Source organism: Kitasatospora sp. NPDC001539 (assembly GCF_040298565.1).
GTDB lineage: Bacteria > Actinomycetota > Actinomycetes > Streptomycetales > Streptomycetaceae > Kitasatospora.
On sequence record NZ_JBEPAK010000105.1, the window covers coordinates 1 to 23,401 of the forward strand.

Genomic DNA, 23,401 nt, shown 5'->3' on the forward strand with positions numbered 1-23,401 from the left:
CCACTTGGCCGACTTGTAGAAGTACATCGGTGCCACGTAGAGGCGCACCGGGCCGCCGTGGGCGTGCGGGATCGGGGCGTCCTGCAGCTTGAGCGCGACCAGCACGTCGTCGCGCCGGGCCTGCTCCAGGGTGAGGCTCTCGGTGTACTCGCCGTCGAAGCAGCTGAACCGCACGGCCCGGGCGCCCGCCCGGACCCCGGCGGCGTCCAGCAGGTGGGCCAGCGGCACGCCCTCGAACGGGGTGGCCGGCACCCGCCAGCCCGTCACGCACTGCACGTCCCGCACGATCCGGTGCTGCGGCATCGCCTGGAGGTCGGCCAGGCGGTAGGTGCCGGGGCGTTCCACCAGCCCGTCCACCGTCAGGGTGTAGGTGTCCGGGCCCCGGGTCGGCACCGAGGCCACCACGGAGTAGTACCGGAAGCCGCTTCCGCCGGGCAGCAGGCCGGTGAGACCGGTCGGGTCCTTGCCGGCCACCGCCTCCTGCGCCCGCTGGAGGGAGGGGCCGAGCGCGACGCCGGCCGCGCCGAGTCCGAGCAGGCCCAGCACCACCCTGCGGCCGACCGGCGTGCCGCGGCCCTCTTCGATCTGTTCGCTCACGCCGCCGATTGGACCAGTCGGGAGCCGGAACGGCCAGGGGCTGCACCGGCCCGTCAGACTTCCGTCACCTTTCGCCGCCCACCGCCAGGGCCGGCCCGGCCGCCCGGCGCCGCCGCAGCAGGGGGACGGCGAGGACGACGCACAGGGCCGTGCCGTAGGCGAGCTGCTGGGCCGTCTGCCCTCCCGTCAGGTAGAGCGCCTGCGCGGCGGCCGGGACGGCCAGCCACTCCCAGCGGCCGTCGAGCGCGACCAGGGCGACCACCAGGAGCCCGTACCACGGGTACGAGGGGGCGACGAGCAGCAGCGCCGTGCCCGTCACCACCAGCGCCCCGGCCCACGGCCGGTGCCGGTCGCCCCGGTGCAGGACCCGGAGCACCACCGCCCCGAGGACCAGCGCCGTCGCCCACGGGAGCAGGCGGTCGGGCAGCACCAGCCGCAGCAGTCCGAACCGGTCGATGTGCCCCTGCTCGTAGCCCTCCTCCCGCAGGTAGCCCGGCAGGTAGCCCAGGACGGAACTGCCCGAGGCGATCACGTACGGGAGGTAGGACAGCGCGAAGGCGCCGAGCGCGGAGGCGGCGAGCAGGACGTCCCGACGGGTGGGACGCCAGGCGGGCCGGCCCGAGGGGGCGGACAGGCCGGACAGGCCGGACAGCGCCCCCGGGAGGGCGAGGGCCGGCAGCAGCTTGGCCGCGACCGCGCCGCCCAGCAGCAGCCCTCCGCGCACGGCCCGCCCCCGTGCCGCGCAGCCGAGCCCGGCGACCGTGAGCAGGACGCCGAGGGTGTCCACGTGCGCGTCGTTGACCGCCCACGCCGTCACCCCGGGGAACCACCCCCACAGCGCGGCCCGCCACTTCTCCCGCCGCACCGTCCGCAGCAGCAGCCCGGTGGTCGCCACCGCCAGCACCGCCCCGCCGGCCTGCACCCCGCGGACCCCGCCGCCGAACGGGTGCACCGCGAGGAACCACGCCTGCGCGACCGGCGGGTAGACGGTGTGCACGGCCGGCCGGTTGATCCGGGTGCAGTCGCCGGCCGCGGTGCGCCGCTCGTCCCAGCCCGTGCATCCGTCGCCCTGCGGGAAGAGCCCGGGATCGCGCAGCCGCGCCAGCGCCGGATCGTCCGGGGTGTGGGCGTAGGGCGAGATCCCGGCCGCCTGGACCCGGCCGTCCCAGATGTAGCGGTAGGCGTCGTCGCTGGTGCGCGGCGGCGCCAGCAGCCCGACCGCGGCCACCGCGACGCCGCCGGCCAGGACCAGCGGCACGACCCGGCCGCCGGGCACCCTGCGCAGCAGCAGCACCGCGACGGCGAAGAGCGCGACGTCGAGCAGGTACCAGCCGGGGAGCGGGAGGGCGCCGGCCCGCAGGACGGTCAGCGCGAGGGCGGCGACCAGGGCGGCGAGGGCGAGGAGGCAGGCCGGGACGGTACGGGAGATCACGGGGCCCACCCTCCCACCGGCAGGCGCTCCCACCGCCGGTGGCGGGGCCGCCGTTCGGAATCCGTAAGCACGCCGCTGCACCGCCGGACGGGGCCGGGGCGCTTCGATGGACGGGTGGAAACCGAACCCGCCGACTCCGGCCGTCCTGCCGCCCGCCGCCGCTACGACCCACGGCTCCCCGCTCCGCCGGCCTTCCTGCGGCGCGGGCCCTGGCGCGAGGGGGCGTTCACCTCACCGCTGCACGAGCCCCGGACGGTGGTCGTGGTCGGCCGGTGGCTGGGCGGGGCCCTCCTGGTCTGCTTCCTGACCGGTCTGACCAGCCATCTGCTCCAGGATCCGCCCGGGTGGCTGGCGCCTCACCTGCCCGCGCGGCCGGTGAACGGCTACCGGGTCACCCAGGGGCTGCACGTGATCAGCGGGCTGGCCGCGATCCCGCTGGTCGGCGCGAAGCTGTGGGCGGTCTACCCCCGGCTGTTCGAGTGGCCGCCGGCGCGCAGCGTGCTGCACGCCCTGGAGCGGCTCGGCATCGCGCTCCTCGTGGCGGCCGTCCTGATGGAGCTGTTCACCGGCCTGCTGAACACCCTGCAGTGGTACCCGTGGCCGTTCCCCTTCCGGCAGACCCACTACTGGCTGGGCTGGACGGCGGTCGGCGGGCTGCTGGTCCACCTGTCCGTCAAGGCGCCGCTGATCGCCGGGCACTGGTGGCGCCGCGCCGCTCCGGCCCTGGCGCAGCGCCGTGCGTTCCTCACCGCGACCACCGCCGCGGTCGGCGCCGTCACCCTCGTCACGGCGGGGCAGAGCGTGCCCTGGCTGCGCCCGCTGGACCTGCTGGCCCCGCGCCGCCCCGACATCGGCCCCCAGGGCCTGCCGGTGAACCGCACGGCGGCCCAGGCCGGGACGGTCACGGTGCCGGCGGACTGGCGGCTGTCGGTGGACGGGCCGGTACCGTACCGGCTCACCCTCGCCCAGCTCGGCGAACTCCCCCAGGTCTCTGCGGAGTTGCCGATCTCCTGCGTGGAGGGCTGGAGCGCCACGGCCCGGTGGACGGGCGTCCGGATGGCCGAGTTGGTGCGCCGGGCCGGAGCACCGCCCGGCTCGGCGGTGCGGGTGACCTCGCTGGAGGCCGAAGGACCGTACCGGGTCATGGAGATGCCCGCGACGTACGTGGACGATCCGCTCACCCTGCTCGCACTGCGGGTCGACGGCGGCGTCCTGGACGCGGACCACGGCTTCCCGGCACGCGTGATCGCGCCGAACCGCCCCGGCGTGCTGCAGACCAAGTGGGTCGCCCGCATCGAGGTGATCGCATGACCGCCGGTGTCCGCGCGCTGCTGCTGGCCGCCGGCCTCGCCGTGATCGGCTACGGCCTGTCCGGGCTGCTCGGCGACCCGTACATCACCGACCCGCTGGGCGTCCTGGTCTGGGCGGTCGGCGCCCTGGTGGTCAACGACGGACTGTGGGTGCCGCTGGTGTGCCTGGCGGGCGCGTCCCTGGCGCGCGGGCCGGTGCTGCGCGGCTGGCTGGTCGTCGCGGCGGCCGTCACCGCCGTCGGCCTGCCCGCCGTGCTGCGCGCCGACGACGACCACGGCAACCCGACGGTGCTGCCCCTGCCGTACCTGCGCAACTGGCTGCTGGTGCTGGCCGCCACCGCCGGCCTCGCGCTGCTGGTCGGGTTCGTCCGGCGGTGGCGGCACCGGGACCGGACCGTCCGCCACCGGGCACGGCGGGCGCCCGGGGCGGACCGGCCGTGAGAGCCGGGGCCGGTTGCACGCCTGTCATCCGGTTGTCATCCGCCGCCGCTACGCTCCCCGGCGACTCGGGAGGTCCGGCGACTCCGGGTCCGGAGGTCCGAAGGGCGCGTCGAACGGGGGCTGGGCAGTGGCGGAGCGGACACCACCGGCGGGAGTCGCCGAAGCGGCGGCACGGCACGGTCTCGGGGCCCACCGGGCGACCCACCTCGGCGCCCAGCCCCCGGACAACTCGGGCTGCTGCCTCGGCGTGGTGGCCGTCTCGGCCGTGATCGCGGTGGTGCTGTTCGCCGTGGGCAGCGCGGGCGTGGCGCTGGTGCCGCTCGCGCTGCTGCTGCTCGCGCTGCTGAGCCTGGCGATCGACAGGTCGACGGGCAGGAGGAACACCGGGCTGCGGATGGACCGGTTCGAGCACGGCCTCACCGTCACCCGCGCGGACGGCCCGGTCCGGGTCGTGCGCTACGCCGACACCGAGCTGCGGCAGGTGATCATCCGGCACACCGGCGTCGGCGGGTACACCGACTACCACTACACCCTGGTCGACGTCGACGGCGCGGAGCTCGAACTCCGGGCCCGCTCCGACGGTGTCGCCGCCAGGGGCCGGTTCACCGAGCCGAAGGTCTGGGGCCCGGAGCTCCAACAGGACGTCACCGCAGCGCAGTTCCCGAAGGCCCTGGCGGCGGTGCGGTCCGGCCGGCGGGTCGCCTTCGGGTCGGTGTGGGTCACCGCCGACGCGGTCGGGATCCGGGACAGGAGCGTCCCGTGGTCGCAGGTCGGCGAGGTCAGGGTCGCCAACGGGCAGGTCCGGCTGACGGGCGGCGGGTCGGGCCGGGCGCTCCTGGCCTTCGGGGCGTCGCTGCCGAACCTCTACGTCTTCCTGGACCTCGCCGACGAGTTGCGTCCCCGGCGGGGATGACCACCGCACGGGCGGTCGGACGCCGAGGGCGTGCGGTCACCCGGGTCCGCGGCCGCCACGACGGGGCAGGATCCGGTCACGCCGGGTGACGTATCTCGGGAGCGCGAACCGGTCATCGGGTCCGCGAGACGGCCGATGCCGACCGGTGGACCCGCCCCGGGGACACAGCCGTGGACACCTTCCCGCCACCGTGCCGTTCGGCCCCGGCCGCCACTCGATTCCCTCCCGCCGGAAACTCCGGGCCCTTTCCATCCCGGTGATTCGCCGTCGGAACAGTGGATGCGGCAAAGTGGCGACATGAGCGCGGACACCCGGAGTCACCACACGCCCGGACCGACCCGCCGTCGGCCGGTCCAGCAGCGCAGCCAGGAGCGGTACGGCCGCATCCTCGACGCCTGCGCCGGGCTGCTGGACGAGGTCGGGGCGACGGCGCTCACCACCAAGGAGGTCGCCCAGCGCGCGCAGGTGCCGATCGGCACGCTGTACCAGTTCTTCGCGGGCAAGGAGGACCTGCTCGCCGCGCTCGCCACCCGCAACCTGGACCAGTACCTCCAGCGTCTGGGCGCCCGGCTGGCCGACTCGGCCCCGGTCGGGCCGGGCGGCTTCACCGATCTCGCGGTGGAGGAGTTCGTCACGATGAAGCGCACCGTGCCGGGCTTCGGCCAGGTCGACTTCGGGCTGGCGGGCCCGGTGGTGCCCTCCGGTGTCCGGAACGGGACCCACCTGCTGGACGCGGGCGTCGACAACAACACCGCCGTGGCCCTGCGCCTCCAGGCCCTCGGCGGCGAACTGTTCGCCACGGACGACCCGTCGGCCACCACGCTCACCCTGCGGGTGGCCCTGGAGGCGGCCGACGCCGTACTCAAGCTCGCCTTCCGGGGGGATCCCGACGGCGATCCCGCGCTGATCGCCGAGTGCAAGCGGCTGGTGCGCGGCTACCTCGCGCAACAGCCCTCCACTCTGTGACGCCCGGCGGACCGGGCCCGGGCGCCCCGCCCGCCCCGCGCCGTTGCGAGCCCGCCGTGCCCGCAGGAGAGTGGATAGCGGAACAGCCGCGGAGGCGGCCACCGCGACCGGAGGAGCACGACCATGCACGCAGTTGTAGGCGACCAGCTCCACATCCACAGCAGGTCGGTGGGCATGGTGGACCAGAAGGGCGAGATCATCGAGGTGCGCGGCGCGAACGGCGAGCCCCCGTACGTGGTCCGCTTCGGCGACGGCCACGAGAGCCTGATCTTCCCCGGCCCCGACTGCAACGTCGAACCGCGCTCGGCGGAACACTGACCGACCTCCCCGCCGCGCCCTGAGGAGCGGTGTCCGCCTCTTCGCCCCCGCTGCCCGGGGCGCTCGCCGGGCTCGCGCCACTGCTGGACCACTACGGGTACCTCGCGGTGGCGCTGCTCGTGCTGCTGGACAACTGCGGCGTCCCGGTGCCGGGGCAGACCATCCTCGTGCTCGCGTCGGTGTACGCCGGCACCGGGCACCTGAACTTCGCCGTCGTGCTGCTGATCGCGGTCGTCGCCGCCACGCTCGGCAACAGCCTCGGCTACCTGATCGGCCACACCGGTGGGCGCGCCTTCGTCCACCGCTGGGGCCGCTACGTGCTGCTCACCCCGGAGCGGATGGAACGCGCGGACGGCTTCTTCGCCCGGCACGGCGGGAAGGTCGTGGTGGTCGCCCGCTTCGTCGACGGGCTGCGCCAGTACAACGGCATCATCGCCGGGACGACCGAGATGCCCTGGCGCCGCTTCGCCGTGTTCAACCTGATCGGCGCGGTGCTGTGGACGGCGGTGTGGGGCACCTTCGGGTACCTCGCCGGGGCCAACATCGGTGCGGTGTACCGGACGGCGATCCGCTACCAGGTCTGGTTCGCGATCGGCCTCGGGGTGCTGGTCGCGGCGTTCCTGCTCCGGCAGGTGCTGCGGTACCGGCGCCGACGCCGCGAGGACGCCGACGCCGACGCCGACACGACCCCGGAGACCGAGTCCGGCAACGGCGCCGACTCGGGTTCCGACGCGGCCTCCGGGCCCAGCACCGACTCCGACGCCGACTCGGGCTCCGGTTCGGACGGGGCGTCTCCCTGAGTCAGCTCAGCGGGAACACCTCGAAGGGAACCGCGAAGCGCGTGCCCAGCCGGGTGCCCGCACCCCGGCCGAAGCCCTCCAGGAACTCCCTGGGGTCCGCCATCGCCCCGCCCAGCCCCGCCAGGTACGCCTTGTGCTCCTCCAGCGAGGCGACGCCCCGGTCGAAGTGCTCGGTGGTGTCCACCGCGTGCCGTGCCTCCGGCGAGGCCGCCGCCCAGATCTGCCGCACCCCGTTCCACGGCTCGTGGCCCTCGTCGAGCAGTTCGCGGAACACCCAGCGGTTCCCGGCGTCCCGGACGCCGTCCAGGGTGGCCCGGCCGACGGCGATGTGGTCGGCCTGGTTGAGGAGGACCCCGCCGTAGGTCTCGCGGAAGTTGCTGGTGATCACGATGTCCGGACGGTGCCGGCGCACCACCCGGGCGATGTCCCGGCGCAGCGGCAGCCCGTACTCCAGCACCCCGTCGGGGTGGCGGAGGAACTCGACGGTCTCCACCCCGACCACCCGTGCCGAGGCGGTCTGCTCGGCCTCCCGCAGCGGTCCGCACTCCTCGGGGCTCATCGAGTCGATGCCGGCTTCGCCGCTGGTGACCATCACGTAGATCACCTTCTTGCCCTGCGAGGTCCACCGGGCGACGGCCGCGGCGCCGCCGTACTCCATGTCGTCGGGGTGGGCGACGATCGCCACCGCGGTCTGCCAGTCCTCGTCGACGTGCTCGAAGGGTGCGGGGGCCTGCTCGGTCATGCTCTTCCTCCCTCTCGTGCGGTTCATATGGTCCGTGCGGCTCATCCCGTTCACGGTTCTCGCAGCGCTCACGATCCTCGCAGCGCTCGTGGTTCTCACGGCGCTCACGATTCTCACAGTGCTCCGGCCGCTCACCGTGCGCACGGACATCCGTCCTACCGTCGTACCGCAGCTGACTCCGGAAGGCCCACGGCGCGACTCGACGTCGGACACCCGCACGAACTCTCAGCCGGCCTCGGTGGCGAGCCTCGGTTCCGGCGTGGCCGTAGGTCGGGGCCACCGGATGCGGGTGGCACAGAGCGAGACGACGGCGGCGGAGGCGGCGACGGCGGCCATGCCCCAGACCAGGCTGGTGGCGCCGGCGATGAAGCCGATGACGGCGGGGCCGGCGAGCAGGCCGGTGGTGCCCATGGCGGCGACCAGGGACAGGGCGTCGGAGCCCTGCCGGGCGGCGGCGACGTAGACGCAGGGGGTGACGGCGGCGACGCCCAAGCCGACGCAGGCGAAGCCGAGCAGGGTCGGGGCGGTGCCGCCGACCAGCAGTGCGAGGGCGAGACCGAGGCCGGCCAGCAGGCTGCCGGTACGGACGACGGTGCCGTCGCCGAAGCGCGTGCGCCAGCCGTCGGCGAAGATCCGGGCGCAGACCATCATCACCGAGACCACGGCGATGCCCATCGGGGCGAGTCCGGCGCCGGCGTGCACCACGTCCTTGAGGTAGAGCGCGGACCAGTCGTTCATGGCGCCCTCGGTGACGGTGCCGAAGACCATCGCCAGGCCCATCCAGAGCGTCGCCGCGGCGGGCAGGACGAGGCGGCGGCGCTTCCCCTCCGCAGCGACCGCGTCCTGCGGCGACGGCTGCGACGGCTCCGACGACGCCTCCTGCCGTGCGTGCTGCGGTGCGTCCTGCGGGTCGTCGGCCAGCAGTCCGGGGCGGGCGGCGAGGACCAGCAGGACCAGCAGCGCGGCGGCCAGCCCGAAGTGGACGGCGAGGGTGCCGGTGAAGGCGTTGACGCCGGAGGCCAGCAGGGCGGCCAGCAGCGAGCCGGCGCTGAAGGTGGCGTGCAGCCTGGACATCGTGGTCCGCTCGAAGCGGGCTTCCAGCGCCGCGCCCTGGGCGTTCATCGCGACGTTCAGGCAGCCGACCGCGACGCCGTCGCAGAACATCACCAGCAGGGTGACCGGGTAGTCGGGCACCACCGGCAGCGCGAGCAGGACGGCGCCGAGGGCGAACGCGGACAGCATCGAGAGCATGCGGGAGCCGAGCCGGCGCATCAGCACCGCCACCAGCGGGAAGGACACCGCGGCGCCGATCCCGCAGGTCATCAGCAGCAGGCCGATCTGGGCCTCGCCCAGGTCGAGCCGGGCCTTGAGCGCCGGCACCCGGGAGACCCAGGTCGCGTACTGGAACCCGAGGGCGAAGAACAGGGCGCCGGTGGCCAGTTGGGAACGGCGGAACTGGTCGGGTACGGAAGGCATGCGCATCAGCCCACTTCGGCTCTGGGTGGGGACCCGGGGGCCGGGTCGGCGGGGTTCGGTGACGGGCGGGCTGCGGCGGTGCCGGAGGCGGCACCGGCACCGGCGGCACCGCCGGTGCCGGCCGCGGCGGCGGTGCCGGCCGCGGTGGCGGGGGCTTCGATCGGTTTGGCCATGTAGACCGCCTCGGCGCCGTAGCTGGCGGGCAGCCCGACCTCGGGCCGGGCGCGGTAGCCGAGCGGGGTCCACAGCACGTGCGAACCGCGGACGGCGACCAGCGACAGGCTCCGGTAGCCGGCTGCCCGCCCGGTCTCCTCGAGGTGCCGCAGCATCCGGTGGGCCAGGCCCCGGCCGCGCGCCCGTTCGGCGATCACCAGGTCGTGGGCGTGCAGGTTGCTGGTCCGTTCCGCACCGCCGGACTCGGCCAGGCTGAGGTCGGGGCAGCGGAACAGCGGGTACGGCAGTGCCAGCAGGTAGCCGCCGAAGGCGCCGGCGTGTTCCAGGACGAAGCAGGTGGCGGGCGAGGCGCGGTGCCGGGAGCGCAGCGCCGGTCCTCCCTCGGACAGGCCGCTGGACGCGTAGGCGCGTTCCTCGGCCGCGATCACGTCCGGCCAGTCCTCCTCGCGGAGCAGCCGGATCCGGGTCCCGGTCATGCGCCGACCTCCTCGGACTCGCCGCCGACCGGCCCGGCGATACCGCCGGTCAGCCCGTCGCCGTCGCCGGCCTGTTCCGCGTCGCCGCCCACGCAGGTGACCGGCAGCGGCGCGAAGCCGTTGAACCCCCGGGTGGCGTAGGCGGTGGCGTAGGCGCCGCAGGAGTGGATCCACACCGGGTCACCGGAGGCGACCGCGGGCGGGACCGGCACCGGGCCGCCGTCCTGGGCGTACGCGTCGTCGCTGTCGCAGGTCGGGCCGGCCACCACGGCGCCGACGGACGGGCCGTCCGGGTGGGTCGGGAACTCCAGCCGGTACTGCAACTCGTCCATCTCGTACAGGCCGTTGAACTTGCCGCAGCTGAGGTAGAGCCAGTCCTCGCGGGTGCCGTCGAGCCGGTGGCGCGTGGTGAGCCGGGCGACGTGGGCGCGGATCGCGCCGTGGTCGGCGACCAGGTGGCGGCCGGGCTCCAGCAGGAAGTCCAGCGGTCCGGCGTTGACGGCGCGCAGCCGCTCCATGCCCTCGCGGATCACCGCGAACATCTTGTCCAGCGGCGGTTCGAGCGGGCGGCCCCGGCGGTCCAGCACGCCGAGGGCGGGCAGTCCGCCGCCGAGGTTGATCCGGTCGGGGGTGATGCCGCGCCGGTTGAGCGCCTCCAGCACGTCGGCCAGCGAGTCGACGGCGGCGCTCCAGGCCTCGGCGGTCATCTGCTGGGAGCCGACGTGCACCGAGAGGCCGGAGGGCACCAGTCCGGAGTTGCGGGCGAGGTCGAGGACCTCCAGGGCGTCCTCGGGTGAGCAGCCGAACTTGTGGCTCAGGCCCCACAGCGCGCCCCCGCCGGTGGTGGCGAGGCGGCAGAACACCCGTGAGCCGGGCGCGTGTTCGGCGATCGCGGCGACGTCCTGCGGGCTGTCGGTGGCGAAGTCGCGCACCCCCAGCCGGTAGGCCTCGGCGATGTTGCGGTCGGACTTGACGGTGTTGCCGTAGTGGATCAGTTCGGGGGCGACCCCGGTGCGCAGCGCCTGGGTGATCTCCTGCGGGCCGGCCGCGTCGAAGCCGGAGCCGAGCCGGGCGAGGTGGCCGAGCACCTCGTCCACGGGGCAGGCCTTCATCGCGAAGCGGACGGCGGCTCCGGGCAGTTCGGCGCGCAGCGCGGCGTACTGGCGGCCGATGCCGTCCAGGTCGTAGACGATGGTGTCCTCGGTGGCGGCGGCGAGGGCCGCGCGCAGGGCGGTGTGGCCGTGCCGGTCCTGCTGGTCGGGGCTGCCGTGCTGGTCGGGACGCCCCTGCCGGCCCTGCCGGCCCGGGCGGGGCGCGGTGCCGGTCTGGACGGCCGTCGGGGCGGTGGGGGCCGGGTGGCCCGCCGGTGGGGCGGGGGTGCGGTGGCCCGCCTGCCGGGTGCCGGTGCGGCAGCCGTCGGCCTGGCGGCGGTGGTCGGTGGTCTGAGGTGTCACGGATGAACTCCCGGTCCGGCTAGTGCGGCAGCCGTTCGGTGGGCGTGGCCTTGCTCGCCCGCACCAGCGGGCCCCAAGCGTCGATCAGCAGCGCGAAGTCCTCGATGTCCGCCTGGGCCTCGTCGAGCAGCCGGGCCCGGCGGGGCAGCAGGTGGTCGGCGAAGTCGGCGTACTTCCCGCCCAGCCGCCGGTAGCAGCGGTCGAGTTCGGCGAGCCGCCGGTGGTTCTCGGTGCGGTCCGTCGCGGCGCTGCGGCGGGCGGAGTCGGCGATCGGCGCGGGACGGACGTGGTGCTGCTCGTCGAGCAGTGCGGCGCCGGCCCGCTCCAGGTCGGCGTAGACCGGGTGGAGGTAGAGCATGGAGAGCAGGAACTTGGTGTAGCGCTCCTGGTAGGCGGTGAAGCCGGAGCCGGTGCGGCGTTCGGCCGTGTAGTAGTTGACGATGTGCCGGTTGTGGGTGACCCCGGGCAGGGTGGCGTCGTGCACGAGGTGGTGCAGGAAGTAGTCGCTGCCGATGGTGTCGGTGGCGGGCGGAAGCGGCACGCGCTCGTACACCTCGTGGTCGAGGGCGATGTTGCACATGTCGATCCGCCAGATGTCGGGGCGGCCGAGTACGGCGCGGTCGGTGGTGAAGGGTTCGGTGCCGGCGCCGACGAAGGATTCGGCGACGAGTTCGCGCTTCTGCTCGTCGGTGGCGCCGGTGGGTGCCCAGAGCGCGACCACGTCGTGGTAGACCTCGGGGTCGAGCTCGCGGATCTCGCCGAGGTCGACGGAGAGTTCGCCGATGAAGGAGGCGCCGACCAGGGCGACCGGCTTGTCGGCCTGTGCCGGGTCGAGGGCGTGCTCGGTCACGGCGGCGACCGCGTCGGCGGCCTTCACCCCGATCACGGCGAGCTCGTGGTCGATGGGGAAGACCGGTCGGCCGTCGAGCAGTTGGTAGCGGCTGTCGGAGTCCCGGCGGTGCACGGAGGTGCAGCCGAGCGCGGCGGCGAGCAGGAAGGCGCGGTTGGTGCAGGCGCCGTAGGAGACGGCGTCGGGCAGCATCAGGTCGAGCAGATCGTCCGGCCCGGGCAGGCCGGAGCGTTGGATCACGTCGCGCAGGAAGGCGCGCTGGGACCGCTCGTCCAGGTGGTGGACGACCACGCCCTCGGCCAGCGGCAGTGCGGAGACGGCTTCGGCGTGGCGCCGGCGCGCCTGCGGGTCGGCGGAGTCCAGGATCAGCAGGTGCACCCGGACGCCGAACCGCGCTGCGGCGTGGGCGGCTTCGGCGCCGATGGCGGCGATGGTGCCGGCGCACTCGCGGTTGGTCGGCAGGGTCAGGCAGACGGCGCGCATTCCCGCTCCCCGCTGGGCTCCTCGAAGCGAGCGCCGGTCCAGGACCGCAGGCCGAGCAACTTCTCGCCCAGTTCGGTCAGTTCGGCGGGGCCGTAGCGGAGGGCCTCGGGCTTGTCGGCGTCCCCGACGAGGGTGCGGTTCCAGTCCGGGGTGCTCAGCGTGCGCCACGACTCCACCCGGGAGCGGCGCAGCGGCTCGGCCTCCTCCAGGGCGGGCATCATCGACAGGTACTGCACGGCGCGCACGCCGTCGGCGGAGGTGTTGCGGGCGACGCCGTGGGCCAGCAGGCCGTTCCAGATCAGCAGGTCACCGGCCTTCAACTCGGGCCGGACGACGGGGAACTCGTCGCGGTCGACGGCCGGGCGGATCGGGTCGCGATCGGCGGGCTGGGCGGCCTGCCACTCGTTGAAGCGGCGGAACAGCTCCGGGTTGCACTGGAAGCCGCCGTGGTCGGGCGCGGTGTCGTTGAGCGCGATGATGCCCTGGACGCGCTGCGGCAGCATGCCCTGGGTGGTGTCGACGTCCCAGTGCAGTTCGATGTCGAAGCCCTCGTCGGTGGGTTCGATCAGCGCACGGTCGCGGTTGCGGACGTTCGGCGGGTTGAGGTTGAGCCGGTCGAGGGTGACCCACAGCTCCTCGCAGTCCCACACGTCCACGAAGGCGTCGTAGACGCGCTGCGACTGGCGGCTGTCCCAGAGGAGTTGGTGGTGGTAGGCCTCGACGAAGCCGTAGATGTGCAGGTGCCGGTCGAGTTCGTCCCGGTACTCGCGCTCGCGGTACCACTCCTCGGGGCGGTCGGGGGACAGGCCCTGGAAGTCCCAGGTGAAGTCGAGCAGGCGCCGGGCGGCCTCGGCGGGGATCGCCTGCTTCACCACCACGTAGCCGTAGGTCTGCCAGTGGGCGAAGTCCTCCTCGGAGAGCACCCGCAGCGGGCGCTCCTTGCGCAGTTCGCGCAGGGCGGTGCGGGCCAGGTAGCTCTCGGTGTCGGCGCTGAAGTAGGGGCGCCGGGAGGCGGCCCGGTACAGGTACTCTCCGGCGGCCCGGTCAGGGCGTTCGTCAGGGCTCGGCATGGGCGGTCACTCCGTGGTTCGTAGTCGATGCGGCGCTTCCCGGGGCGCCCGGCGCGGGATCGGCGAGCCGACGGCCGGTCATCGGCCGGATGGGGAATCGGGCCCGCGGACCGGATGCCCGTCCGCACACGCCCCTTCTCGCCTCGGCCCGCGAGCGCGGGGACAGCGCCGCGCCAGGAGGCCAACTCACCGGTCCGACAAGGCCACTCACCCCGCATCAGCACCTGTCGAACCGCGCTCCCCATACGTTGGACTAGACCAACTAATGGTGTCAACCCTTTCCAGGGGTTACCGGCGGGGAAATCGGCGCAGCTCACGGCGCCTCCCGGAGATCGCGTTATGTTTCGCGGGCGGACATAAGGACGCCGATTGTTTCCGGCATTGCCATAACCGCGGAACGGTGAACCGAACCGGCCCGCCGTACGTTGGGCCTATGGCACGCGCGCTGAAGCCCCCCGGATGGCTGACCGAGGGCCTGCGGCCCCGGGACGCCCCGGTCCCGTGGGCCGCGGTGGCGCGCGCCTCGGTCGCGCTCGCCGCCCCGCTCGCCGTGGGCACCGCCACCGGGCAGCCGGGCTACGGCGCGCTGGTCTCGATGGGCGCCCTGTCCGGCGTCATCGGCGACACCGCCGACGCCTACCGGATGCGCGTCTACAACATCGCCGTGCCGCAGTTGTTCGGCGCGCTCGGCGTGCTGCTCGGCACCCAGGTCTACGGCACCGGATGGACGGCCGTCGCGGTGCTGACCCTCGTGGCGCTGCTCTCCGGCATGATCTCCTCGATCGGCGCGGTCGCCTCCGTCTCCGGTCTGCTCCTGCTGCTCAACGCCGTGGTCGGGGCCGGCCTGCCGCTGCCCTCCCCGTGGTGGCTGCCGCCCGCCCTGCTGCTGCTCGGCGGCCTGCTGGTGCTCGCCCTCACCCTGCTGGCCTGGCCGCTGCGCGGCGGCACGCCCGAGCGCGGGGTCGTCGCCGACACCTACCGGGCGGTCGCCGCGCTGCTGGAGGCCACCGGATCACCGGGGTACGACGCCAAGCGGCACGAGCTCACCCAGTCGCTCAACCAGTCCTACGACCTGCTGCTGGCCCGCCGCGCCCGCCGACACGGCCGCTCCCCGACACTGGTGCGGCTGCTCGCCCAGCTCAACGCGCTGGTCCCGGTGGTCGAGGCCGTCGCGGCGGTGCAGCTGCGCCCGCCCGGGTCCGGCCCGCCGCCGTCCGGGTACCCGGCGGCCGTCCGCGCGCTGGCCGACGCCGTCGAACGGGGCCGCACCGGCCCCGCGCCCGCGGAGGGCCGGCCCGCACCGCCCGACCTGCCCGAACCGCGCGGGCCGTCCACCCGCGCGCTCGCCGAGGCGATCCGGCACGCCGACGCGGTGGTGCACGAGCCCGCACCCGACCCGTACGCCGCCGGCGACCGGCTCGGCCGCCCCGCCGCCCTGGAGGTCCGGGCCCGCCGGGCGGCCCGGACGCTGCTGCTGTCCGGCGGGTCCTGGCGGTACGGGCTGCGGCTGGCGGTGTGCATCGGGCTGGCCCAGGTGCTGGTCTCGGTGATCGCGGTGCCCCGCTCGTACTGGGTGACGCTGACCGTCACCTTCGTGATGAAGCCGGACTTCGGCTCGGTCTTCTCCCGCGCCGTCCTGCGTGCGCTCGGCACGGCCGCCGGGCTGCTGATCGCCGTGCCGGTGCTGGCCGAGGTGCCGCACGGCTGGTGGGACGTGCCGGTGATGGCCGCACTGGCCACGCTGATCCCGGCGCTGTCGGTCAAGGGGTACGCCTTCCAGACCGCGGCGATCACCCCGGTGATCCTGCTGCTGTCCGACCTGCTGAACCACCAGGGCTTCCACCTGGTGCTGCCCCGGCTCTACGACTCCCTCATCGGCTGCGGCATCGCGCTGCTGGTCGGCTACCTGCTGTGGCCGGAGTCCTGGCACACCCGGATCGGCGAGCGGCTGGCCGACGCCGTCCAGGACACCGCCTCGTACGTGGGCCTCGCCTTCACCACCGGGCCCGGCCGCGACGAACCGGCCCGGGCCCGCTACCGGCGGCGGCTCTACCGGGACCTGTCGGCGGTGCGCAGCGAGTTCCAGCGGGCGCTCACCGAGCCGCCGCCGGTCGGCACCCGGGCGGAGGCCTGGTGGCCGCTGGTGATCGCGGTCGAGCGGATCGTGGACACCACCACCGCGACCCGGGTGCGGGTCGAGCACGGCGCGGCCATGCCGACCCCGGCCGAGGTCGGCGCCGTCACCCGGCAGCTGACCGACCTCGCCGACGCGCTGCGCACCGGCGCCCCACTGCGGCCGGCGGACGGCCCGGGCGCACCGGCGGGACCGGAGGGGCCGGACGGACCGGCCGCACCGGAAGGGCCGGACGGGCCGGCGGGACCGGCGCAGGACGGCGCGCTGGCCCGGTTGCGCCACGAGGTGCACGCGGCGCGCTCGGTCGCGGCCCCGTGACAAGCGCCCCCAAACGGGCGCGACGTCGTCGGCGGGCCCCTCCCGTCAGTCCTGGATGCGCCGCCAGGGCCGGTCCGCCTCCAGCGCGAAGGCCAGCTCCAGCAACAGTCGCTCCTGCCCGTGCGCGGCCGACAGGTGCACCCCGATCGGCAGTCCGCTCGGTGCCGCCCCGGTGGGCAGGGCGATGCCGGGGCCGCCGGTCACGTTGTTGACCGGGGTGAACGCGACGTAGCGCAGCAGCCGGTCGACCAGTTCGTCGAAGGCCACGTTCGGGCTCAGGTGGCCGATCGGCGGGGCGGTGTGGGCGAGCACCGGGGAGAGGATCGCGTCGTGGTGCCGGAAGATCCCCGCGTACACCGCCTCGGCGCGGCGCAGCCGCCGCAGCACGCCCGGGGTGCGCGGGAACTCGGTCTGGAAGCGGCGGCGCAGGCCGGTGGTCAGGCCGTCCAGCCGTCCGCTGCGGAAGCTGGGGTCGAGCACCAGTCGGCCGGTGACGGCGATCACCCAGGCGATGTAGCCCCAGTACGAGAGGAAGTCGCGGGAGAACTCCTCGCCGAAGGGCAGGGTGGTGGGTTCGACCCGGTGGCCCATCGCCTCCAGCCGGGCCGCGGTCTCCTCGACCACCCGGCGGGTCGGCTCGTCGGTCTTGGCGATCGGCGAGTCGACCACCAGCCCGATCCGCAGCCGGCGCCCGCCGGGGCCCTCGACCAGGCCGAGCGGGGGCAGCTTCGGGTTGCGGCGGTGGCGCTCGGCGGCGGCGAAGAACGCGGCGGTGTCGCGCACCGAGCGGGTCACCACCCCGTCGGTGACCAGGTCGATCGGCAGTTTGCCGCCCTGCGCGTTGGTCACCAGCCGGCCGCGGGTGGGCTTGAGCCCGACCAGCCCGCAGCAGGCCGCCGGGATGCGGATCGACCCGCCGCCGTCGTTGGCGTGGGCGATCGGCACCACCCCGGCGGCCACCAGTGCCGCCGAGCCGCCCGAGGAGGCACCGGCCGAGTGCGAGGGCTTCCACGGGTTGCGCACCGGCTGGGCGGTGGCGAACTCGGTGGAGGCGTTCAGGCCGAACTCGGGCAGCCGGGTCTTGCCGAGCACGGCCAGGCCGGTGGCCAGGAACTGGTCGGTGAAGCGCGCGTTGCGGCGGGCCGGGCGGGCCCGGAAGGCCTCGCTGCCCATGGCGGTCGGCAGGCCGCGCAGGTCCACGTTGTCCTTGAGGAAGGTCGGCACGCCCCAGAGCGGGCCGGCGACGCCCTCCCGGCTGATCCGCGGCCGCTCGTACGAGGCGTGGGCGACCGGCAGCAGCGCACCGTCGATCCGCTCGGCGCGGGCGGCGGCCGCGGCGACCAGTTCCCGGGGGTTGACCTCGCCGGACCGCACCAGGGCGGCCAGCGCCACCGCGTCGTGCGCGCCGAGGACGTCGTCGGTGAACGCGTGGGCCCGCTCGTCGGTCATCCCAACTCCCCATTCCCCGCCGGGCGGTCTACTGCCCGGTAGTACTGGCCGGTAGTCTCGCAAGAGCTTCGCAGTCTAGGCAGTTGGCGCCACCGCCCGGTACCCCCACGCCGGTGCCCTCCCGTCGACGATCTTCCGGCGGGTAGTCAAGACCCAAACGGCGCACGGGCGTTCGGCATGCGCCCCCGCGTTCACCCCACCCGCCGGTCACGAACCGTTTGGTCGACGGGCCCCGGGAAAGATCCAGTTCGCCCGTCGATCCGGTCACTCCCCACCCGAGGTGACGCCCTTGACCACCCAGTACCACCCGACCACCCGGTACACCTCGACCACCGCGCCCGGCGCCCTCCCCCTCCTCGGCCACGCGCCCGCGTTCCTCCGCCGCCCCTTCGCCTTCGTCGCCGGTCTGGCCGCCCACGGCGACCTGGTCAGACTGCGGCTCGGCCCGCTCGACACCTACGTCGCCTGCCACCCCGAACTGGTCCGCCGGGTGCTCGCCGACGACCGCACCTTCGAGGCGGGCGGCGACGCCGACCAGGGCCGCCGGGCCTTCGGCACCGGCCCCGCCGGCTGCCCCGCCGCCGGCAAGAGACGCCAACACCAGCTGCTGCGGCCCGCGTTCCACCGCGACCGGCTGCCCGGCTACGCCGCCATGATGGCCGAGGAGATCGCCGGCGCCACCGCCTCCTGGCGCGACGGCGACGTGGTCGACGTCCCCACCGCGATGCACCGGCTCACCACCGCCGTGACCGCCCGCTGCCTGTTCGCCGCCCACGAGCGGGCCGACTCGCCGCACTTCCGGGCGTGCGTGGACGCGGTCGCCGGGAACGCCGCCCGCCGGAGCCCGCTCCTGCCGCCGCTCCCCCTCCGCTTCCCGGCCCCGTTCCGGGTTCCGTCCCCGTTCCGCTTCCCCTTCCGGGCCGCCGAGCGGATCCCCACCCCGGCCGGCCGCCGCCTCCGCCGAGCCGAACGGGACCTGCGGGAGATCACCCAGCGGCACCTCACCGCCTACCGCACCACCGGCACCGACCGGAACGACCTGCTGTCCGCCCTGCTCAGCGCCCGCGACGAGCACGGTCAGGGCCTGTCCGACGCCGAGGTCCGCGACCAGGTGGCCACCGTGCTGCTCAACGGGGTGGAGACCACCGCCACCACCCTCTCCTGGGCCTGGACCCTGCTCGGCGCCAACCCGGCCGTCCGCGACCGCCTGCACACCGAACTCGACACCGTCCTCGACGGGCGCCCCGCCCGGTACGAGGACCTCCCCGCGCTGCCGCTCACCGCCCGGATCGTCAGCGAGACGCTGCGGCTTTACCCGTCCGCCTGGGTGCTCAGCCGCACCGCCGCCGCCGACGCCGAACTCGGCGGCCACCGCATCCCGGCCGGCGCCACCGTCCTGGTCAGCCCCTACCTGCTGCACCGCCGGGCCGACCTCTTCCCGTGCCCCGACCGCTTCGACCCCGACCGCTGGCTCACCACCGCCCACCCCGCGCCGGGCACCTATGTGCCCTTCGGCCTCGGCGCCCGCCGCTGCGTCGGAGAGGCCTTCGGGTCCACCGAAGCCGCCCTCGCCATCGCCACCATCGCCGCGCACTGGACCGTCACCCCCACCCCGGGCCGCCCGGTGCGTCCCGCCCGCGGCTCCGCGCTCTCCCCCCGGCCCTTCACGGCGAGGCTGACCCGCCGGGCCAGGTGAGCAGCACCGGTTCCGGGTGAGGAGCGCCGGGCGAGGAGCGCGCCGGGCGAGGCCGCGGGGGCCCCCGCCGGCGGTGCGGGGACCGGCCCGGCGAGGGGTGAGGGACGCGCCCGGCGAGGGGCGGCCGACGTTCGGTACTGTCCCGCCGGGGCCGGCCGCAGACGCGTCGGCCGGACCTGCCGTTCGACCGGGACACCATCAGACCATGAACGCACGAACCCCGTTGGGGCTCCTGACCGGGCTGCTGCGCGCCGTCCGCACGTACCCGCGCCGCTCGCCGATGACCACCGGCTACGTCGGCCTGCTCCTGCTCGGGCACGCCTGGGTCGAGTACGGACTCTCCCCCGCAGAGGCCGACGACCTCCGCGGCTACATCAGCACCAATCTGGACAACCTGACCGACCACCCGGTCCGGGCCCTCGCCGGCAGCGCACTGCTCTACGACGGCACCCTGACCGACATCGCCTCGACCGGGTTCGGCGGCACCCTGATCACCCTCGGCCTCGGCATCGTCGTCGGCCTGGCCTGGGCCGAGCGCCGCTACGGGACGCTGCGCGCCGCCGCGGTGTTCCTCGCCGGGCACGTCGGCGCCACCCTGATCACCGCCGCGGTGATCCTGCTCGCCCTCCGGCAGGGCTGGTACCCGCCGAGCGTCCGGGCGGCCTCGGACTACGGCATCAGCTACGGCGCCCAGGCCGCCCTCGCGTTCGTGGTGCTCGCACTGCCGCGCTGGGCCCGACTGCCATGGGCCGCCTTCGTCCTCGCCTGGCCGCTCGCCGGCGACGGCGACTGGAGCGGCCCGCTGCCGGAGTTCACCACCGTCGGCCACCTCCTCGCCGCCGCCCTCGGCTTCGTCGTCGCCGGCGTCACGGCGGCCACCGCGGGCGAGCGCGCCGGCGCACCGGCGGCGGTGCGCGCGAAGGGCTGAGCCACCGGCGGCAGCCCGCGCGCGGTGTCGGCGGGGCGGACGGTCGCGAGCGGCTCAGCGGGGCGGACGGCCCCGAGCGGGCGCACCGCCCCGAGCGGCTCAGCGGGGCGGACGGCCGTCGGCGGCCAGGTTCGTCAGCAGCCGCTCGATCGCCGCCAGCCGTTCCCGCAACTCGTCGACGTCGCCCTTGGTGGCGCTCCGCTCGGCCGCCTGGAGGGTGACCAGCAGCTGCCCGTCCGGCTCCAACCGGGCACGGGCCACGTCGCCGACCGCGTCGCCGTTCTGCATCCGGATCGCGTGCTCCAGCTCGGACGGGCGCAGCGCCAGGTCGTGCAGCGCACCGGGCACGAGCTTTCCGTCGCGGACCACCGTGGTGGCGCGGCCCTCCAGGAGGCGGGCGGCGCGCGGGTCCCGGGCGAGCCACCGGGTGATGACGGCGTTGACGGCGATCAGCGTGACCGCGCCGACGGCGCCGCCGAGCAGGCTGTCGTCGTTGCCGATGATCGCGTTCTGCACCACGTTGGACAGCAGGAACACGACCACCATGTCGAAGGTGTTCAGCCCCGCCAGCCCGCGCTTCCCGGCGAGCCGGAACAGGACCAGGATCAGTACGTAGACGGCGACCGTTCGGAGGATCTTCTCCCCGATCGGAATCTGGACGACCACCAGGTCATGCCACACGGCCCGCTCCTCCCACCGCGACTGTCCGGAACGGGGCTGACGCTACGCCACGCGGCCGCTAACCACGCCGCTTCGGCTTGCCGCGCCTGGCGGCGGCCGCCCCGCCCCGGGCCCCACCCTTCTGGGCGCCGGGCTTCTGTCCACCGGCCTTCTGGCCGCCCGCCTTCTGGGCGCCCTTCTGGCCGGCCCGCTGCTGTCCGGCGCCCGCCTTCTGGTGCTGCGGCTTGCGCTGGGGGGCCGCCTTCTTCGCCGGGGCGGCCGCGGCGTCGCCGGTGGCCTGCCCCGCCCCCCGCCCGCGCGAGCTGTTGACCGTGCGGCCGCGGACGATCCCGATGAACTCCTCCACCAGGTCCGTCGTCCGCTCCTGCAGCCAGGACAGCGCGACCTGCGACTGCGGCGCCTCCACGACCGGCCGGAAGGTGAGGTCCCGCCGGTGGTGCAACCGGGCCAGCGACTGGGGGACGAGCAGCACGCCGACGTTGGCCGCGACCAGCTCGACGGCGTCCGCCGTGGTCGCCGGGCGCTCGATGGCCGGACGGCCCGGCAGGGCGTCGGCGGCCCAGCCGAGGGTGTCGTCGAGCGGGTGGAAGACGACGTCGTCGGCGAGGTCGTCGAGGGTGACCTCCTCGGCGGCAGCGAGCCAGTGGTCCTTGGGGAAGACCACGACCGTGGTCTCGGTGTACAGCGGGATCGCGCTGAGCACGTCCTTGTCGACCGGCAGGCGGATCAGGCCGGCGTCCACCGAGCCCTCCCGCACGGTCCGCTCGCCGTCCCCGGAGGGGACCGCGACGAGGTCGAGCGGGACGTCCGGGAGCCGCTCGACCCAGACCCGGGCCCATTTGCCGGGGGTCACGCCCGGGACGTACGCGAGCCGGAAGGACGGGTTCACCTGCATGTCTGTCACAGGGCAAGGCTACCGACCGTGACCGGAGGCGCCCGCGCACTCCCTTACCCTTGTCCTCATGACACCGCTCAAGCAGAAGACCAGCCAGACCATGAAGCCGGCCACGGCGGCCAAGAAGCTGGGGATCTACCTCGCCGCGGCGCCGACCGACTTCCAGGAGGGCGTGGTCTCCCGCGAGGAGCTGAACGCGCTGCAGGCCGAGCCGCCGCAGTGGCTCCAGGAGCTGCGCAGGAACGGCCCGCACCCCCGCCCGGTGATCGCCGCCAAGCTGGGCATCTCGATCTCCGGCCTGGCCCGCGGCGGCGTGACGGAGGCGCTCACCACCGAGCAGATCGAGGCGATCAAGGCCGAGAACCCGCTCTGGCTCCAGCACGAGCGCGCCAACCAGGTGGACGTCCGCAAGGAGGCCGCCCGGATCAAGGCGAAGCACGAGAAGGAGGCCGCCGAGAAGGCCGCCAAGGAGTCCCGGGACCGCTGATCCGCCGCCCCGCGGCTGCCTGCCGTCGCCCCGCTGTGCGGCCGCACCGCAGTCCGCCCGGCGTCGCCCCGCAGCCTGACCGGCGTCGCCCCGCTGACCGGTCACCTCGCTGATCTGCCGGTTCGCGGGCTCCGGGGCCGATTGTCAGTGCCCTGCGCTTTCATGGTGCCGGCGTTCGTCCACGGACGGGCGCCGGCACAGCCATGAGCACAGTCGGACGGACAACGGGCGGAGGACGAGCGGATGGCAGGGGCAGCGGCAGCGGCAGCGGCAGCGGCAGGGTCAGGGGCAGGAGCGCCGGCGGGGGCCTTGGACGGACGGGTCGCGCTGGTCGCGGGGGCGACCAGGGGCGCCGGCCGGGGCATCGCGGTGGAGCTCGGCGCTGCGGGCGCGACGGTCTACGTGACCGGCCGCACGACGCGGCAGCAGCGCTCGGAGTACGACCGGCCGGAGACGATCGAGGACACCGCCGAGCTGGTCACCGCGGCGGGCGGCCGCGGCATCGCCGTGCCGGCGGACCACCTGGTCCCGGAGCAGGTGGCCGCCCTGGTGGAGCGGATCGAGGCCGAGCAGGGCCGACTGGACGTCCTGGTGAACGACATCTGGGGCGGCGAGAAGCTGTTCGGCTGGAACACCCCGCTCTGGGAGCACAGTCTGGACGACGGCCTGCGGCTGCTGCGCCTGGCGGTGGAGACCCACGCGATCACCAGCCACTACGCGCTGCCGCTGCTGCTGAAGCACCCGGGCGGCCTGGTGGTCGAGATGACGGACGGTACGGAGGAGTACAACCGCACCACCTACCGCAACTCCTTCTTCTACGACCTGGCCAAGTCCTCCGTCCTGCGGATGGCCTTCTCGCTCGGCCACGAGCTCGGCCCGCGCGGGGCCACCGCAGTGGCGCTCACCCCGGGGTGGATGCGCTCCGAGATCATGCTGGACCACTTCGGTGTGACCGAGGAGAACTGGCGCGACGCGCTGGCCGGGGAGCCGCACTTCGGCATCTCGGAGAGCCCGTACTACGTCGGCCGGGCGGTCGCGGCGCTGGCCGCCGACCCCGAGGTGTCCCGGTGGAACGGCCGGTCCCTCTCCAGCGGAGAGCTGGCCCGGGTGTACGGCTTCACCGACCGGGACGGCAGCCGGCCGGACTGCTGGCGCTACCTGGTGGAGGTGCAGGAAGCGGGCCGGCCGGCCGCGCCCGAGTCGTACCGCTGAGCACCCGAGCCTCCGCCAGCCCGTTCGTCGGCGAACGGGCAGCGCCGCACCTGCTGTCACGTCGGCCGCGCTCCGGCCGGGCCCGATCGGTTCGCGCCC

The 23,401-nt window shown here is 74.8% G+C and carries 22 protein-coding genes; 11 read left to right on the forward strand and 11 right to left on the reverse strand.

The genetic code is table 11. The features are described 5' to 3' along the window. Together ABT247_RS17925 and ABT247_RS17930 are read right to left on the reverse strand one after the other, a co-directional pair. Window positions 1–597: molybdopterin-dependent oxidoreductase (locus tag ABT247_RS17925; RefSeq protein ID WP_350743754.1), on the reverse strand; the 597-nt coding region annotated here is incomplete at its 3' end. Between the two features lie 64 nt (window positions 598–661). After that, window positions 662–2,029: a glycosyltransferase 87 family protein gene (locus ABT247_RS17930; RefSeq protein ID WP_350743755.1), complete on the reverse strand. Its 1,368-nt coding sequence runs from the start codon at window positions 2,027–2,029 to the stop codon at window positions 662–664. 114 nt (window positions 2,030–2,143) lie between these two features. Here ABT247_RS17930 and ABT247_RS17935 point away from each other — a divergent pair, with 114 nt between their 5' ends. The 6 genes from ABT247_RS17935 (at window position 2,144) to ABT247_RS17960 (ending at window position 6,777) form a co-directional block, all read left to right on the forward strand. Further along, a complete protein-coding gene (locus tag ABT247_RS17935) occupies window positions 2,144–3,340 on the forward strand; it encodes a molybdopterin-dependent oxidoreductase (RefSeq protein ID WP_502892463.1) in 1,197 nt (398 codons plus the stop codon). Next, entirely contained in the window at window positions 3,337–3,780 is a 444-nt protein-coding gene (locus ABT247_RS17940) for a hypothetical protein (protein ID WP_350743756.1), read from the forward strand. Before ABT247_RS17935 ends, ABT247_RS17940 begins: the two co-directional genes overlap by 4 nt. Before the next feature lie 127 nt (window positions 3,781–3,907). After that, on the forward strand, window positions 3,908–4,693 hold the full coding sequence (locus tag ABT247_RS17945) for a DUF6585 family protein (protein WP_350743757.1): 786 nt from the start codon (window positions 3,908–3,910) through the stop codon (window positions 4,691–4,693). Between the two features lie 297 nt (window positions 4,694–4,990). Beyond that, window positions 4,991–5,659, forward strand: coding sequence for a TetR/AcrR family transcriptional regulator (locus ABT247_RS17950; protein ID WP_350743758.1), 669 nt, complete (start codon window positions 4,991–4,993; stop codon window positions 5,657–5,659). A 123-nt stretch (window positions 5,660–5,782) separates the two neighbouring features. Then, a complete protein-coding gene (locus ABT247_RS17955; RefSeq protein ID WP_350743759.1) occupies window positions 5,783–5,977 on the forward strand; it encodes a DUF1918 domain-containing protein in 195 nt (64 codons plus the stop codon). Window positions 5,978–6,006: 29 nt separating this feature from the next. Then, the gene (locus ABT247_RS17960) at window positions 6,007–6,777 is read left to right on the forward strand and encodes a DedA family protein (protein ID WP_350743760.1); all 771 of its coding nucleotides are present in this window, start codon (window positions 6,007–6,009) and stop codon (window positions 6,775–6,777) included. 1 nt (window position 6,778) lies between these two features. Here the strand turns inward: ABT247_RS17960 and ABT247_RS17965 are convergent, their stop codons facing one another. The 6 genes from ABT247_RS17965 to ABT247_RS17990 all read right to left on the reverse strand — a co-directional run bounded on the left by ABT247_RS17965 (window position 6,779) and on the right by ABT247_RS17990 (window position 13,502). After that, entirely contained in the window at window positions 6,779–7,519 is a 741-nt protein-coding gene (locus tag ABT247_RS17965) for a PIG-L deacetylase family protein (RefSeq protein ID WP_350743761.1), read from the reverse strand. Between the two features lie 225 nt (window positions 7,520–7,744). After that, a complete protein-coding gene (locus ABT247_RS17970; RefSeq protein WP_350743762.1) occupies window positions 7,745–8,995 on the reverse strand; it encodes an MFS transporter in 1,251 nt (416 codons plus the stop codon). Window positions 8,996–9,000: 5 nt separating this feature from the next. Then, entirely contained in the window at window positions 9,001–9,645 is a 645-nt protein-coding gene (locus tag ABT247_RS17975) for a GNAT family N-acetyltransferase (protein ID WP_350743763.1), read from the reverse strand. Continuing rightward, window positions 9,642–10,874 (reverse strand): type III PLP-dependent enzyme, encoded by a 1,233-nt coding sequence (locus ABT247_RS17980; RefSeq protein ID WP_350743774.1) that lies wholly within the window; start codon window positions 10,872–10,874, stop codon window positions 9,642–9,644. The genes ABT247_RS17975 and ABT247_RS17980 overlap by 4 nt, the downstream gene beginning before the upstream one ends. Window positions 10,875–11,118: 244 nt before the next feature. Further along, entirely contained in the window at window positions 11,119–12,432 is a 1,314-nt protein-coding gene (locus tag ABT247_RS17985) for a DUF6271 family protein (protein ID WP_350743764.1), read from the reverse strand. Then, a complete protein-coding gene (locus ABT247_RS17990; RefSeq protein WP_350743765.1) occupies window positions 12,414–13,502 on the reverse strand; it encodes a phytanoyl-CoA dioxygenase family protein in 1,089 nt (362 codons plus the stop codon). The genes ABT247_RS17985 and ABT247_RS17990 overlap by 19 nt, the downstream gene beginning before the upstream one ends. Window positions 13,503–13,935: 433 nt before the next feature. Between ABT247_RS17990 and ABT247_RS17995 the strand changes: the two genes are divergently transcribed. Next, window positions 13,936–15,954, forward strand: coding sequence for an FUSC family protein (locus tag ABT247_RS17995; protein ID WP_350743766.1), 2,019 nt, complete (start codon window positions 13,936–13,938; stop codon window positions 15,952–15,954). 45 nt (window positions 15,955–15,999) lie between these two features. On the opposite strand, the gene ABT247_RS18000 is transcribed toward ABT247_RS17995, so the two are convergent. Continuing rightward, entirely contained in the window at window positions 16,000–17,403 is a 1,404-nt protein-coding gene (locus tag ABT247_RS18000) for an amidase (protein WP_350743767.1), read from the reverse strand. A gap of 289 nt (window positions 17,404–17,692) precedes the next feature. On the opposite strand from ABT247_RS18000, the gene ABT247_RS18005 reads away from it, so the two are divergent. Then, a complete protein-coding gene (locus ABT247_RS18005; RefSeq protein WP_350743768.1) occupies window positions 17,693–19,099 on the forward strand; it encodes a cytochrome P450 in 1,407 nt (468 codons plus the stop codon). A gap of 205 nt (window positions 19,100–19,304) precedes the next feature. Then, the gene (locus ABT247_RS18010; RefSeq protein WP_350743769.1) at window positions 19,305–20,027 is read left to right on the forward strand and encodes a rhomboid-like protein; all 723 of its coding nucleotides are present in this window, start codon (window positions 19,305–19,307) and stop codon (window positions 20,025–20,027) included. A 99-nt stretch (window positions 20,028–20,126) separates the two neighbouring features. Here ABT247_RS18010 and ABT247_RS18015 read toward each other — a convergent pair whose 3' ends face one another. Together ABT247_RS18015 and ABT247_RS18020 are read right to left on the reverse strand one after the other, a co-directional pair. Continuing rightward, a complete protein-coding gene (locus ABT247_RS18015) occupies window positions 20,127–20,708 on the reverse strand; it encodes a DUF421 domain-containing protein (RefSeq protein ID WP_350743770.1) in 582 nt (193 codons plus the stop codon). A gap of 58 nt (window positions 20,709–20,766) precedes the next feature. Beyond that, window positions 20,767–21,612, reverse strand: coding sequence for a LysR family substrate-binding domain-containing protein (locus ABT247_RS18020; protein ID WP_502892464.1), 846 nt, complete (start codon window positions 21,610–21,612; stop codon window positions 20,767–20,769). Between the two features lie 58 nt (window positions 21,613–21,670). Here ABT247_RS18020 and ABT247_RS18025 point away from each other — a divergent pair, with 58 nt between their 5' ends. Both ABT247_RS18025 and ABT247_RS18030 read left to right on the forward strand, forming a co-directional pair. Then, window positions 21,671–22,090: a DUF5997 family protein gene (locus ABT247_RS18025; RefSeq protein WP_350743771.1), complete on the forward strand. Its 420-nt coding sequence runs from the start codon at window positions 21,671–21,673 to the stop codon at window positions 22,088–22,090. Between the two features lie 243 nt (window positions 22,091–22,333). Further along, on the forward strand, window positions 22,334–23,302 hold the full coding sequence (locus ABT247_RS18030) for an SDR family oxidoreductase (RefSeq protein ID WP_350743772.1): 969 nt from the start codon (window positions 22,334–22,336) through the stop codon (window positions 23,300–23,302). Window positions 23,303–23,401 lie beyond the last annotated feature (99 nt).